This window comes from Azospirillum agricola (genome assembly GCF_020005195.1).
Lineage (GTDB): Bacteria > Pseudomonadota > Alphaproteobacteria > Azospirillales > Azospirillaceae > Azospirillum > Azospirillum agricola.
Map to the genome: position 1 here is coordinate 80,775 of NZ_JAIFZR010000001.1, position 14,342 is coordinate 95,116.

Consider the following 14,342-nt stretch of genomic DNA (forward strand, 5'->3'; position numbering starts at 1 on the left):
TTGCTGTGGAACGGTGTCCGGTGTGTGGGACGAACCGTCACCGGCCCGTTTCCGTTTCATAGTCCTCCAGCACGTCAAGAACGTTGCGGCCACCGTTCGGCGGCTGCACGAGCCTGTTCACCGTCGACTCCTGTCCGGCAAGGGTGACGCAGCCGTGCTCGGCAAAGATGGCGTCGTGCCGCACCAGCACGTCGGGCCGGGTGATCCGGACCGCCAACGCCAGTCGGCGCCCCAACGACCGGTTGGGGCCGGAGCGATGCAGGGCGGTTTCGTCGAAAAGCACGAACTGCCCCGCCTTGAGTTCCAGGAGCCGGGTGCCGACGCCCTGCGGCAGACACTCCTTCGGGATCCGATTGTTGAACATGAGGTCCGGGCGCGGCGTCCGGATATGTGGCAGATAGCCGGGCTCCCGGGTTGCGAAGACTTCCAGCGCCCCGTTCTCCTCGGTCGTATCGGTCAGCGCCACCCAGGCGGTGACGTTTGCCATGGGCTCGATGGGCCAGTCGGCGCCATCCTGGTGCCAGCCAATGGCGTGTCCCCCCGGAGGCTTGTCCCAGTAGCGGGACCGCCACAGCATCAGCGATCCGCCGAGGATGCTGCGCGCCTTCGCCACGATCCGGGGATCGGTGCAGATCGCCGCGGTCAACGGATCGTCGAGATAGCGGGATTTCTGGGGATGTCCACCCGCCGCTGACGGCGAGCAGAGAACTGCCCGATCCAGATGGGCGACTAGGCGGCGGGCGGTGGCTTCGTCGAAAAGCTGATGCGGGCCGCTCCAGCCCGATCGGGCGAAGGCGAGCGCCTCCGCCTCGGACAAGCCGCCGCCATGGCCTTGCCCCGGCCGCAGACTATGCTCCCCCGTCACCGAGGCCACACCACGGGAAAGTCCAGGCCGTCCAGGATGTCTCCGGCCACCAGATCGGGCCGCACGGCGCCCAGGATCCGATGGGCTTCGGGCCCCCCGGTGAACCGGCAGCCGATGGGCATGAAATGGATAGCGATCCCGACCCGTTCGTTCTTGCCCGGATTCGGCCCGGAAGCATGCAGGCACAGCCCGTGGTGAAGGGTGATTTCGCCGGCCCTGAGCGCCATGGGGACCGGACGCCATACCTCTCCCGGGCGTTGGAGGCGATCGCGCAAATCGTCCAGATTTTGTTCGAAGAAGGCGCGGGAGCCTGCGAGAAGGCCCCATCGGTGGGATCCGTCCAGATATATCAGCCCGCCGTTGTTCTCGTCCGTGTCCTGTAGCGCGACCCAGGCCGTGCACATGTTGTCCCGCTGTAGGCCGTTCCAATAGGCGGCGTCCTGGTGCCACCCGACCACGCCCCCCGAAGAGGCCGCGCCGGGAGGTTTACCGATCACCACGTCCCCCCACAGCCGGGCTCCGTCCTCGCCGATCAGTGCGGAGACCACCGAACCGAGAAAGGTGCTGGTGGCCAGCCGCTCGATGGTCTCGTGCAGCCACCACGCTTGGTTGATCCGCCAGACCGCGTTTGCGCTGGCCTCACGGCAGATTTCGGACCGTATTGGGTCCAGCGCCCTGCATCGCCGTCCGGCCCGCAGGTCGGCGACCGCCTCCCGCAACGACGCCACCACCGCCGCGCCGAGGGCGGCGGGCGCACGGATGAACCCACTCTCGCGGTAAGAGGCGACAGCGCCCGCCGACAGCTGGACCGCGTCTTCAAGCTGACAATCGGCGCTTTTAGCCACACATTCTTGCAGCGTCATGCCAGTCGCTCTCCAATGTTGTCCTCAAGGCGTGGGCCCTGTCACGCACCAAAGGATGCGCCGAAGACATGTCCAGATTTAGGAAGGCCGTCCGCAGATAGGCGTAGAACGCCTGTATGCGCGCTACCTGCCGGTCGCTTCGACCCTCCACGAGCCGCTCATAGACCGGCCAGCGGTGATAGAACGCCGTCTCCATGAGGACGTGCATGCGGTTCAGTTCAGCCTTGTCGACCGCCTCGCAGACCGTCGGCAGGCCGGCGGGCTGCAGCGCGCCGAACCGCTCCAGATCCGGCTTGACCCGGCTTGCGTGGCGGTCTCCGCCAAGGACGGCCAGCATGTCGCCGCCGCTGTTGACCGCGCGGCGGAACTCGACGGTCCCCGGATCCGGGCTGAGAATGCTACAGGCGATCCCGTAGAGAGGAAGTTCGAGAAACGTGTCGAAAGCCGTGAGCATCCCCTCGACGGTATGGTGCGGGGCGCCGATGATGAAGCCGGCCACCGTGTCGATCCCCGCCGCGGCCAGAGCGATCACCCCCTCCCGGTTGTGGGCCACGCTCGTCTGTTTGTTGAAGTAGTCCAGTGTCGGTTGGTCCATCGCCTCGATGCCCAGGAAGATCCGCCGGCACCCGGCTCGCGCCATCCGCTCCGCCACATTGCCGTCGATGGTTTCCGCCCGGCCGAAACAGAACCACGGGACGCCGATCCTCTCCAGCACCGTCAGCAAATCGTCGAATCGCGGGTGCTGGAGCAGATCGTCGTCGTGAAACTCGATGCAGTCATGCCCGAGATCCCCGGTCAGATAGGCAAGGTCGCGCTCGATCAGCGGGACGGGGCGCGCCTTGCTGTGTCCATGCACCAGATAGGTGGAGCAGAACGTGCACCGCGCTCGGCAGCTTTGGGTGCAGACATAGATCTGGGGCCGCTGCCCCATCAATCGGGTCAGGTTGGTTTCGAATGCCGCCCGCTGGCCGTCGCCGCCCGATTCCAGCAGGTTATAGGCGAAACCGGGGCTGGAGACGGTTTCCAGCGACCGGTCGAAGACCGCCCGCCCCCGGCGGACGACGCCGTCCAGCTTGAAGCAAAGCCCCTCTCCGCCCTCGCCCTGCCCCAAACCGGTGGTGCCGAGCGCATTCAGGATATGCCGCATCGCGGCCCCGCCCTCGCCCCGGACCAGAATGTGCGCAAAATCGGATTCGGGGGCTACGGTGACGTGGGCGCCGCCAAGCAGGAGCAGTGTTTCCCGCCGGTCGAACCGGCTCAGGAACCGCTCGAGTCCGTCGATCGAGAACGTGTAGGTGCTGGACGCCAGAATCCGCCGTGGGGCGCCCGCCAGATATTCCTGCACGGCATGGAAAAGCTCATCCTCCGAGAAAAAGGATTCCTCGTCGAAAACCTGGAATTCCGGGAGGCTCACCAGCCCCAACGACGCGTCGTCGCGAAGGGACTGGACAAGATTGAGCAGGCCGAGTGGAGGAAAATGCGCCGCGAACGCCTTTCTGCCGATCCCGCGCTCACGGTCCAGGACCCGAAAGCTGCGGTGCAGCAGCGCGACCCGGGTCATCGCACTGCTTTCAGCGGTGAATCTGCCGGAGTCCAACAGTTCTCTCAGCTCATACATGGTTTTTTCCTCTTCGGGCACCGGAGCAGCTGAACCACTTTGAACCCGCAGTTTACAGAGAGGGGAGGATCCGTCCTTTCCGAAGGCAGGATAGCCTGTTTCCAGAAAAATTAGAACGTAAAATCAGTTTATTCTATTTCAGAGCGGTGATTCGGCCGTCATCGCCACCATAATCAGACAATTTCGCCGGGTTCGACAATTTTTCTTGTGCGCTTTGCCTGCCGCTCGCCACATGCGGGTGCTCCCTGCCAGTCCGACCCGGGATCACGATACGTTTGCCGTCTCGCCGATGGAGGGCTGGAGCGTGCGTTCACGCGGTCATCGACAATTCCAGCGGGCCCGTAGGGCAGAGCCTGAGGAGCGCGCTGTGCATCGGCCTGCAACACTGGGCCAGTTTCAGGGGTGATCGGCGTCCAATAACCAGCCACCCCTGATCTGGCAGACTACGACCCTGGGTTTGGACGACAGGGTGGCGGACAGGGATGTTGACGGTGGAGACGATCGCACGGATACGACGCGAGCACGCGAAGGGGAAAAGCATCCGGGCCATTGCCCGGTCGCTGAAGGTGTCGCGGGAGACGGTGACGAAATACCTGCGTTCGGGCGAGACGGCGCCGCGCTACGAACGCCAGCACCAGCCGCTTCCGAAGTTGGCCGGGTTCCAGGAGGAGCTGGAACGGCTGATCACGGAGAACGAGCGGCGGCCGGTGCGTGACCGGCTCGACTACCTGGGGCTCTTCGGACGGCTGAAGGATGCCGGGTTCCAGGGCGGCTACGACACGGTGCGGCGCTACATCAAGCGCTTCAAGCAGCGCCAGCCGCCGAGTGGGCCGGTGAACGCCTACGTTCCGCTCACCTTCGCCCCGGCCGAGGCGTACCAGTTCGACTGGGCGGAGGAGTGGATCATCCTGGACGGGGTGACAACCAAGGTGCAGGTGGCCCATGCCCGCCTGTGCCACAGCCGCATGCCGTTCGTGGCGGTCTACCCGCGCCAGACCCAGGAGATGGTGTTCGACGCCCACGCCCGGGTCGCGTCCCGGTGAGTGGTGTCCGAACGTGAGGCTGGCCCGCCGGAGCGCTCCCCCCTAGCTGGCGCAGGCGGGCCAGCCGTTCGGAAGCAGGCGGTCACCGTGTGTCTTCGGTAAGTTGAGGTTGCTTGACGACCATCAACTGTGACGGAGACCACGATGACCGAGGACAGGATCGCTCTTCAGGACCTGATTGGGAAGAGCGCCGACGCTGACTTCCTGCGCGAGATGGTCGGTTTCGCCGCCCAGCGGCTGATGGAACTGGAGGTCGAAACCTTGTGCGGCGCCGGTTACGGCGAGCGCACGGACGAGCGGCAGACCAAGCGCAACGGGTATCGCGAGCGGAGCTGGGAAACCCGCGCCGGGGCCATCGACCTTCGGATCCCCAAGCTTCGGCGCGGCTCCTACTTCCCGGCCTTCCTGGAGCCACGGCGCACGGCGGAGAAGGCGCTGGTCGCGGTGATCCAGGAGGCCTACGTGCAGGGCATCTCGACGCGCAACGTCGATGACTTGGTCAAGGCGATGGGCATGACCGGCATCTCGAAGAGCCAGGTCAGCCGCCTGTGCCAGGACATCGACGAGCGCGTCCAGGCGTTTTTGAACCGGCCGCTGGAGGGTGACTGGCCCTTTGTGTGGCTGGACGCCACCTATGTCAAAGTGCGCCAGGACGGCCGCATCGTCTCGGTTGCCGCCATACTCGCCATCGGCGTCACCACCGATGGCCGGCGCGAGGTGCTGGGGCTCGGTCTCGGGCTGTCGGAAGCCGAAATCTTCTGGAGCGAGTTCCTGCGCTCCTTGACGCGCCGGGGGCTGCGCGGAGTGAAACTGGTGATCGCCGATGCTCATCTCGGGCTGAAGGCCGCCGCTTCCAAGGTGCTGGGCGCGACACTCCAACGGTGTCGTGTTCATTGCATGAGGAACCTCCTGGCCTGCGTCGGCAAGGCGCACCAGACGATGGTCGCCGCCACCATCCGCACCGCCTTTGCCCAGGAGACCGCCCAGGCCGCCCACGAGCAGTGGCGACACGTCGCCGACAGCCTGCGGCCGCGCTTCTCCAAACTGGCCGCCTTGATGGACGAGGCCGAGTTCGACGTGCTGGCCTACATGGCCTATCCCAAGGACCTGCGCACCAAGCTGCACTCCACCAACCCCTTGGAACGCCTGAACGGCGAGATCAAGCGGCGCACCAATGTCGTCGGCATCTTCCCATGCGAAGCCGCCGTCACCCGACTGGTCGGCGCCCTGCTGCTGGAGCAACACGACGAGTGGGCTGTATGCCGACGCTACATGACCATGGAAAGCTTGGCCGTGCTGTGCAACCCTGCGGGCGACCCGCTTGTCATCTCAGCGGAGTAAACCGGCAGCCTCAGCGCGCCGAGGAACACGAAGCCTCCTCAGACACCACACCCCGGGGCACGATCGCATAACGTCAGCAAGGCCGAACGGCAGAGCGCTGGTGGCGCCGCGATGTCCGGCGGTGGCCGGTATCAGGATGCCGTCGGCGCTTATCTCCTCGCTCATTTCCTTGCTGGACTGCCTCCCTTCGGGCTGCCGAACCCAACTCTGCTTGTTCATGTGGCCAGCGAAACCGGCCAGGATACCGACGATTGGATGGCCATCACGTCCCAGGGCGGACGCATCTACATCCAAGCTAAACGACGAATCGAACATTCGGCGCGTCCAGCGTCCGAAATGGGCAAGACTTGGCGACAGTTCTTGCGCCAGCACGCTGCGGGCGCCATCGATCCACACCGACCGCTCGATGGGGCTCGCGACTGCATTGTGCTCGCGGTTGGGCCGGAGACACCAGAAACCGTCCGCGTTCGCTTACCCCGAATATTGTCGCGGATGGCGACCTTGCCGGCGTCGGCACCCATCGAGCGCGCGGGCGGATCGTGCCCCGGGGTGTGGTGTCTGAGGAGGCTTCGTGTTCCTCGGCGCGCTGAGGCTGCCGGTTTACTCCGCTGAGATGACAAGCGGGTCGCCCGCAGGGTTGCACAGCACGGCCAAGCTTTCCATGGTCATGTAGCGTCGGCATACAGCCCACTCGTCGTGTTGCTCCAGCAGCAGGGCGCCGACCAGTCGGGTGACGGCGGCTTCGCATGGGAAGATGCCGACGACATTGGTGCGCCGCTTGATCTCGCCGTTCAGGCGTTCCAAGGGGTTGGTGGAGTGCAGCTTGGTGCGCAGGTCCTTGGGATAGGCCATGTAGGCCAGCACGTCGAACTCGGCCTCGTCCATCAAGGCGGCCAGTTTGGAGAAGCGCGGCCGCAGGCTGTCGGCGACGTGTCGCCACTGCTCGTGGGCGGCCTGGGCGGTCTCCTGGGCAAAGGCGGTGCGGATGGTGGCGGCGACCATCGTCTGGTGCGCCTTGCCGACGCAGGCCAGGAGGTTCCTCATGCAATGAACACGACACCGTTGGAGTGTCGCGCCCAGCACCTTGGAAGCGGCGGCCTTCAGCCCGAGATGAGCATCGGCGATCACCAGTTTCACTCCGCGCAGCCCCCGGCGCGTCAAGGAGCGCAGGAACTCGCTCCAGAAGATTTCGGCTTCCGACAGCCCGAGACCGAGCCCCAGCACCTCGCGCCGGCCATCGGTGGTGACGCCGATGGCGAGTATGGCGGCAACCGAGACGATGCGGCCGTCCTGGCGCACTTTGACATAGGTGGCGTCCAGCCACACAAAGGGCCAGTCACCCTCCAGCGGCCGGTTCAAAAACGCCTGGACGCGCTCGTCGATGTCCTGGCACAGGCGGCTGACCTGGCTCTTCGAGATGCCGGTCATGCCCATCGCCTTGACCAAGTCATCGACGTTGCGCGTCGAGATGCCCTGCACGTAGGCCTCCTGGATCACCGCGACCAGCGCCTTCTCCGCCGTGCGCCGTGGCTCCAGGAAGGCCGGGAAGTAGGAGCCGCGCCGAAGCTTGGGGATCCGAAGGTCGATGGCCCCGGCGCGGGTTTCCCAGCTCCGCTCGCGATACCCGTTGCGCTTGGTCTGCCGCTCGTCCGTGCGCTCGCCGTAACCGGCGCCGCACAAGGTTTCGACCTCCAGTTCCATCAGCCGCTGGGCGGCGAAACCGACCATCTCGCGCAGGAAGTCAGCGTCGGCGCTCTTCCCAATCAGGTCCTGAAGAGCGATCCTGTCCTCGGTCATCGTGGTCTCCGTCACAGTTGATGGTCGTCAAGCAACCTCAACTTACCGAAGACACACGGTGACCGCCTGCTTCCGAACGGCTGGCCCGCCTGCGCCAGCTAGGGGGGAGCGCTCCGGCGGGCCAGCCTCACGTTCGGACACCACTCACCGGGACGCGACCCGTTATGCTCGCTGGATTTCCGCATTCTTGCCATGATCGCCGTGTTTTGCGGATCGGTGGTGTGCCGCCACCACCGCGCGCTGAATTATGACCGGTGGCAGAATCGGGCGCAATGACAGCTCCTGCCACTGCTTTATCAAGCGTGCGCAGTCAAGTCTTGTGCGTTGCCGTGACTTCGACATAATTTGTCGCAGTGTAACAGCCCGCTTCGAAAGTCGCGCTGACAGGGTGATGGTCCAAGCTATCGGCTGTTGACGGGGTGTGAAACAGCACGCGGCCGGGCCCCCAGAGTTTCCATCATTACCAACGCGCTCCCATACCGATCGGTATCAGACCCCCGCGCCGATTCACAGCGATGCGCGCATCGTCTTCGGCATTTCGGATGACCTGACCCTGGTTGGCGTTCAGGCTGCCGCGGTGTCGGCTTCCTGGTTTGTGACTGTGTGAACCTTCAGCGGGAAAGGCATGATACCTTCCCCGCCTTTTTTGCCTGCGGACAGATTGGGGCAACGGATCAACTGCGACCACCATAGAGGAGAGCGATTTCCCGCGAAGCGGGCATAAAATTACAGGCCTTTTTAACGAGATTCCTATGTTCATCGGCATTTTTCACAGAACCACTTTATGGTTCCAAAACCGCCTCTGGGGACCATTTTATGGTTCCAGTGAGGCACTTTATGGTTCCAGATTTTCTGAATTCCTCAATGAAATCAATACGTGCTAGATGCACTTTATGGTTCCTTGCAGACTTCTTCTCTGGATGGAACCATAACCTGTTCCGCCAGCCCCCATAACCTGTCACAGTGGACACATAAAATGATCCGTCCACAACCGCACGCCAACGCGGCGGACGAGGACGCGGAACCGCTGTGAAAACGGTTCCCGCCCAGCGAGCCTCCTTGTAAATTCCCAACGCCTCCAGGGGCAGCGATCGCTTGGTCGGCGCCACGCCTGGATGCCTGCCATCCGGATTTTGACTGACATGCCGTTGTGACCTCTCACAGGAGAAGCCTTCGGCTCCTCCTGTTATCCAGGTCGCAAGATATCGTTTGAAGACAGCGGCCTTCAGAGCATTGCAAAAGGTACAAGACAAGTGCCAATAAAAAACAATGTTTCGCTAGATTAGCATATATGTTAGGGAGTTTTATCGGAAGTCTATCACGAATAACCCTCTTCACCAAGTCTGAGGCTCGCTTATTCTATTGTCGAACCGTCGTCGTAGGAGGCCTCATGTCTTACAGCCTCACACTGCGTGTCTCGGGCGCGCGCGCTTGTTTTTCCCGAGCCGAGTTCAAGACCGAACGTGCCTCCTATGAGGTGATCACGCCCTCCGCGGCCCGTGGCATCTTCGATGCCGTGTACTGGCGTCCCGGCCTGCGCTGGGTGATCGACCGCATCCACGTGCTCAACCCCATCCGCTTCCAGTCGCTCAGCCGCAACGAGGTCGGGGATCGCGTCCCGGTCGCCACCGTGCGCCACGCCATGCGCACCGGTGACCTTCACGCCCTGCCGCGCGCCGCGACCGAGAACCACCAGCGCCGCGCCGCCACCATCCTGGTCGAGGTCGACTATCTGGTCACCGCCCATCTCATCCTGACCGACGACGCTCCGGCCGGCGACCGGCTGGACGAGCCTTTGGCCATCGCCACCCGCCGTGCCCGCCGCGGCCAATGCTTCCGCACCCCGTGTCTCGGCACCCGCGAGTTTCCCGCCGACGTCGCGCTGTGGGAGGGCCCGCCGCCGGCGCACCGGTTGCCCGACGACCAGCGCGACCGCGATCTCGGCCTGATGCTGCTCGACATCGACTACGCCGCCGACCGCGCCTCCCGCTTCTTCCACGCCGTCCTGCGCGACGGGGTCATCGACGTTCCGCCCTTCGTCGCGGCGGCGGTGCGGCCATGAGCGTCCTCGCCGCCCTCACCGCCCACTACCGCCGGCTGGAGCGCCGCCACGCCGTTGCCCCCTTCGGCTACAGCTCCGAGGCCATCGCCTTCGGCCTCGTGCTCGCCGCCGACGGCGAGCCGGTCGCCTGCGACGACTTGCGGCTTGGCAAGGCGCCGGGCCGAGGCCAAGCGCTGACGGTGCCGCGCTCGGCGAAGCGCTCGGGGATCCGGCCGCCGCCCTTCTTCCTGTGGGACAACAGCCGTTACGTCCTCGGCCTCGGCCGTTCCGCGGAGGGCGGCGAGCCTGCAGCCTACGCGGCCCGCGCCGACGCCTTCCGCGCCTGGCACGAGCGGCTTCTCGCCGGCACCGAGGACCCCGGCCTGCGGACGCTGCTGCGCTTCCTGCGCCGCTGGACCCCGGAGCGCTTCGCGGAACCACCGTTCTCGCCGGCGTTGCTCGACCGCACCCTGGCCTTCCGCCTCGCCGGCGACAGCGATGCCGCCGGCCGGCCCCGCTTCCTGCACGACCGGCCGGCGGCGCGGGCGCTCTGGGAAACCCACGCCGCCAACGGCAACCGGCCGGACGCGGTGTGTCTGGTCGCCCGCCTGCACCCCGCCATCAAGGGCGTGTCGGGCGCCCGCGAAACCGGTGCGTCGCTGGTCTCCTTCCACCAAGCCGCCTTCACCTCGCACGGCAAGCGGCAGGGCGACAACGCCCCGGTCTCTGAGGCCGCCGCCTTTCAGTACGGCGCGGCGCTCAACGCCCTGCTGGCGCCGGGCAGCGGCTGCCGGCTGCGGATCGGCGACACCACCACGGTGTTCTGGGCCGACGCCGCCGTCCACGGCGAGGCGGCGGCCCGCCGGGTCGAGGCGCTGGTCGCCGCCGTGCTGCTCCCGACCGGCCCGCCCGATCGTCACCGCGATGAGGGCGACCGACCCGCCCCTGTCCGGAGCTGGGCCTGGCTGGACGCACCGTCCGCCGGCCGGGCCGCCGCGCTCGGTGTCGAGCCCGAGGTCCGCGTGCATGTCCTCGGCCTCGCGCCGAACGGCCCGCGCCTGTCGGTGCGCTTCTGGCAGGTGCTGACGGCAGGGGCGCTGCTCGAGCGGCTGACCGCCCACTGGGACGATCTGCGGCTCGAGCCACCGGCCTGGAGACGGCCACCGGCACCGGAGGCGCTGCTCCACGCCCTGGCGCGGCAGGGGCGGCCCGAGACATCCCGCCCCAGCTCGCCGGCGAACTGATGCGGGCCATCCTCACCGGCGACCGCTACCCGCGGGCCCTGCTGGCGGCGGTGATCCAGCGCCTGCGCGCCGGCGAGCTGGCCGACGGCCCACGCGCCGCCCTGTGCAAGGCCATCCTCCAGCGCGAAGCCCGCCTGCACCGGCGGGGTGCCGCCGATCCGTCCACCAACCCGACCCAGGGGGTGCCCGTGAGCCTCGACCGTACGGAATCCGACCAAGCCTACCGGCTGGGACGGCTGTTCGCCGTCCTCGAGAACGCGCAGCGTGCCGCCCTCGGGCGGCTCAACGCCAGCGTCCGCGACCGCTACTACGGTGCCGCCTCGGCGACCCCGGCCAACGTGTTCCCCGGCCTGCTGCGCACCACCACCCATCATCTGGCGGCGCTGCACCGGGATCGCCGGACCCGCCGCCTCGCTGTCTGGTTCGAGCGCGAGATCGACGAGATCATGCGCGGGATGGACATGAGCCTGCCGCGTCAGCTGTAGCCGCTCGGCCAAGGCCGCTTCGCCGTCGGCTATCACCACCAGCGCCACACCCGCAAGCCCGCCCCGGAGGCTGCCGGCCCGGCGTCCCAGCCCGACCCGGACGGCGCCGACGCGGCTCCCGAGCCCGAGGAGTGATACCAAAGCCGTTAAGTTTTGACCTGTAAGGCTCAGTGGTAGCCGCATGTGGAGCGGATGCGTCCTGGTTCGGCGAGGATCTGGTTCCAGACTTGGCAGCAGACATCCAGTATGGCGTTGAGATCGGCGAAGAGCCTATGGGCCAGGAGATTGTCGCGCATGAACTGCCAGAGCCTCTCGATGGCGTTGAGTTCCGGACTGTAGGGCGGGAGCGGAACGAGGGTGATGTTGGCTGGCACGACGAGGTCGCCGCTGGTGTGCCATCCCGCTCCGTCGATGACCACGGCGGCGTGGGCGCCGGGTGCGACGGTACGGCTGATTTCCTCCAGCATGAGGGTCATCGCCTGGGTGTTGGCGCGTGTCATGACGATGGCGGCCCCGGTGTGGCGTGCCGGGCAGACGGCGCCGAGGAGATAGGCCGACTTGAAGCGATGATCGCGCACGGCGCGTGGCCGGCTGCCACGCGACGCCCATCGCCGGGTCAGGGTGCCTTTCTGGCCGATGCGGGCTTCGTCCTGGAACCAGACCTCCACGGCGCCCGCTTCGGGATGCTCCTTTCCGATGGCGGCGAGCCGGTCGGCAAAGTTTTTTTAAACGCTTCCTGGGCCGCCGCGTCGGTCTTGGGATGGATCGGGCGCGGGGTGAGGAAGGACAGCCTCATCCGGTACAAGCGGTCCTGCATGCCGGAGCGGCTGTAGTCCGCCCCGAAATGCCGCAGGGCCAGTTCGCGGATATGCCGAACCCGGTATTCGACGATGCCGTCCCGCTCGCTATCGGGCCCGGCGGCGATCAGGGCGGCCAATTCCGCCTCCAGGGCATCGGCCAGAAGCGGCGGTCGGCCGGTGCGGGTCCGATCCCCCAGGCCCTCCACGCCTTCGGCGTTGTAGCGCACGACCCAGTCGCGCAGCGTCTGCCGGTCCATGCCGGCTTGCCGCGCCGCCGCCTCCCGGCTGGTGCCATTCAGCGCCATGGCGATCGCCAGCAGGCGTCGGCAAACACGGCCGTCGCTCTCGCCACGGGCCAGACGGCGCAACTCGTCCGAACTCAGATCGCTGCGGATCCTCAAGGCTGGCATGGCGGGGGGCGCTCGAGGGTGAGGTCCAACACAGGGAATCACCACCGACCCCAAACCGCAACCCACAGCCACACAGAGTCAGAAATTTCCGGCTCCGGTATCACGCACACCTTTGTGCGCGAAATTATTCCTTTTCGTGACACCCTTTTACCGAGTGTATTCTACTCCACGAATCATCGGATGCGTGAAAATTTTGATCGATGTTGACTGCCGGCGAGCGGATCGCCCAGGGCGGCGCCGCGCCGTCGGCGCCGAACAGCGGGCACTAGGCGCAGGGCCTCGACGTCGATCTGCTGGCGGTCGCGGTGGAGATCGAAGAGCCGGCCGGGCCGGTGCTGGCCCAGCTGGTCGCCGACGGCATGCCGGCAAGGTGGCCATGGCCCCTTTCGCGACAGTGGTTCGACCGCCCGGTTATACCAGAGCCGGAAATTTCTGACTCTGTGTGGCTGTGGGTTGCGGTTTGGGGTCGGTGGTGATTCCCTGTGTTGGACCTCACCCTCGAGCGCCCCCCGCCATGCCTGCCTTGAAGATCTGCACTGATCTGAGTTCCGAGGAATTGCGTCGCTTGGCCCGTGGCGAGAGCGACGGCCGTGTTTGCCGACGCCTGCTGGCGATCGCCATGGCGCTGGACGGCACCAGCCGGGAGGCGGCGGCGCGGCAAGCCGGCATGGACCGGCAGACGCTGCGCGACTGGGTCGTGCGCTACAACGCCGAAGGCGTGGAGGGCCTGGGGGATCGGACCCGCACCGGCCGACCGCCGCTTCTGGCCGATGCCCTGGAGGCGGAATTGGCCGCCCTGATCGCCGCCGGGCCCGATAGCGAGCGGGACGGCATCGTCGAATACCGGGTTCGGCATATCCGCGAACTGGCCCTGCGGTATTTCGGGGCGGACTACAGCCGCTCCGGCATGCAGGACCGCTTGTACCGGATGATACCAGAGCCAGAAAGTTTTGACTTCTGGCTCTGGTATCGGCCGCGACTGCGGCCGCGCGGGCCCATGCCCGCGAAGCCAAGGCCCGCGGAGGCGGGCCGCCCGGCGTTTGAGGGACCGGAAAGTTCCGACCACAGGTCGGAACTTTCCGGTACTGGTATGAGGCTGTCCTTCCTCACCCCGCGCCCGATCCATCCCAAGACCGACGCGGCGGCCCAGGAAGCGTTTAAAAAACTTTGCCGACCGGCTCGCCGCCATCGGAAAGGAGCATCCCGAAGCGGGCGCCGTGGAGGTCTGGTTCCAGGACGAAGCCCGCATCGGCCAGAAAGGCACCCTGACCCGGCGATGGGCGTCGCGTGGCAGCCGGCCACGCGCCGTGCGCGATCACCGCTTCAAGTCGGCCTATCTCTTCGGCGCCGTCTGCCCGGCACGCCACACCGGGGCCGCCATCGTCATGACACGCGCCAACACCCAGGCGATGACCCTCATGCTGGAGGAAATCAGCCGTACCGTCGCACCCGGCGCCCACGCCGCCGTGGTCATCGACGGAGCGGGATGGCACACCAGCGGCGACCTCGTCGTGCCAGCCAACATCACCCTCGTTCCGCTCCCGCCCTACAGTCCGGAACTCAACGCCATCGAAAGGCTTTGGCAGTTCATGCGCGACAATCTCCTGGCCCACAGGCTCTTCCTCGACCTCAACACCATTCTGGATGTCTACTGTCGGGTCTGGAACCAAATCCTCGCCGAACCCGGACGTATCCGAGCAACATGCGGCTACTCATGGGCCTTACAGGTCAAAACTTAACGGCTTTGGTATGACACCTATCGCGCCGCACTCTGATAAGGGGATCTGGTGCCTGCCGACAGTTCCGCCCGCCGGAGCGGGAAACGTGCTTCGGCA

10 protein-coding genes and 2 pseudogenes are annotated in these 14,342 nt (G+C 66.1%); 7 read left to right on the forward strand and 5 right to left on the reverse strand.

Annotated elements, in window-relative coordinates:
* Positions 1 to 37: 37 nt before the first annotated feature.
* The 3 genes from JN22_RS00220 to JN22_RS00230 are packed head-to-tail and all read right to left on the reverse strand — an operon-like array spanning position 38 to position 3,346.
* Entirely contained in the window at positions 38 to 817 is a 780-nt protein-coding gene (locus JN22_RS00220; protein WP_179165999.1) for a phytanoyl-CoA dioxygenase family protein, read from the reverse strand.
* A 44-nt stretch (positions 818 to 861) separates the two neighbouring features.
* Complete coding sequence (locus JN22_RS00225) at positions 862 to 1,728, reverse strand: phytanoyl-CoA dioxygenase family protein (protein ID WP_085552002.1); 867 nt, start codon at positions 1,726 to 1,728, stop codon at positions 862 to 864.
* Entirely contained in the window at positions 1,703 to 3,346 is a 1,644-nt protein-coding gene (locus tag JN22_RS00230) for a B12-binding domain-containing radical SAM protein (RefSeq protein WP_085552003.1), read from the reverse strand. Before JN22_RS00230 ends, JN22_RS00225 begins: the two co-directional genes overlap by 26 nt.
* A 491-nt stretch (positions 3,347 to 3,837) precedes the next feature.
* On the opposite strand from JN22_RS00230, the gene JN22_RS00235 reads away from it, so the two are divergent.
* Together JN22_RS00235 and JN22_RS00240 are read left to right on the forward strand one after the other, a co-directional pair.
* Entirely contained in the window at positions 3,838 to 4,389 is a 552-nt protein-coding gene (locus JN22_RS00235) for a helix-turn-helix domain-containing protein (RefSeq protein ID WP_179166000.1), read from the forward strand.
* Positions 4,390 to 4,533: 144 nt separating this feature from the next.
* Positions 4,534 to 5,730: an IS256 family transposase gene (locus JN22_RS00240; RefSeq protein WP_085552005.1), complete on the forward strand. Its 1,197-nt coding sequence runs from the start codon at positions 4,534 to 4,536 to the stop codon at positions 5,728 to 5,730.
* A 600-nt stretch (positions 5,731 to 6,330) separates the two neighbouring features.
* On the opposite strand, the gene JN22_RS00245 is transcribed toward JN22_RS00240, so the two are convergent.
* A complete protein-coding gene (locus tag JN22_RS00245) occupies positions 6,331 to 7,527 on the reverse strand; it encodes an IS256 family transposase (protein WP_085552005.1) in 1,197 nt (398 codons plus the stop codon).
* A 1,390-nt stretch (positions 7,528 to 8,917) separates the two neighbouring features.
* Between JN22_RS00245 and cas5c the strand changes: the two genes are divergently transcribed.
* From cas5c to JN22_RS34680, 3 genes are read left to right on the forward strand one after another with little or no spacing between them, the layout of a single operon-like run.
* On the forward strand, positions 8,918 to 9,589 hold the full coding sequence (gene cas5c, locus JN22_RS00250) for a type I-C CRISPR-associated protein Cas5c (RefSeq protein WP_085552006.1): 672 nt from the start codon (positions 8,918 to 8,920) through the stop codon (positions 9,587 to 9,589).
* Entirely contained in the window at positions 9,586 to 10,812 is a 1,227-nt protein-coding gene (gene cas8c / locus JN22_RS00255; protein ID WP_143268069.1) for a type I-C CRISPR-associated protein Cas8c/Csd1, read from the forward strand. Before cas5c ends, cas8c begins: the two co-directional genes overlap by 4 nt.
* On the forward strand, positions 10,812 to 11,297 hold the full coding sequence (locus JN22_RS34680; protein ID WP_143268070.1) for a type I-C CRISPR-associated protein Cas8c/Csd1: 486 nt from the start codon (positions 10,812 to 10,814) through the stop codon (positions 11,295 to 11,297). The genes cas8c and JN22_RS34680 overlap by 1 nt, the downstream gene beginning before the upstream one ends.
* 167 nt (positions 11,298 to 11,464) lie before the next feature.
* On the opposite strand, the gene JN22_RS00260 is transcribed toward JN22_RS34680, so the two are convergent.
* Positions 11,465 to 12,507, reverse strand: a protein-coding gene (locus JN22_RS00260; RefSeq protein ID WP_143268071.1) for an IS630 family transposase whose coding sequence is annotated in 2 segments (ribosomal slippage) — positions 11,465 to 12,024 and positions 12,024 to 12,507 — 1,044 coding nt in all. Because the reading frame shifts where the segments join, the coding sequence is not laid out codon by codon here.
* A 514-nt stretch (positions 12,508 to 13,021) separates the two neighbouring features.
* On the opposite strand from JN22_RS00260, the pseudogene JN22_RS00265 reads away from it, so the two are divergent.
* Positions 13,022 to 13,435: pseudogene (locus tag JN22_RS00265) on the forward strand (helix-turn-helix domain-containing protein); the annotation flags it as partial.
* Positions 13,436 to 13,597: 162 nt separating this feature from the next.
* Positions 13,598 to 14,246 (forward strand): annotated as a pseudogene (locus tag JN22_RS00270) (IS630 family transposase); the annotation flags it as partial.
* Positions 14,247 to 14,342 lie beyond the last annotated feature (96 nt).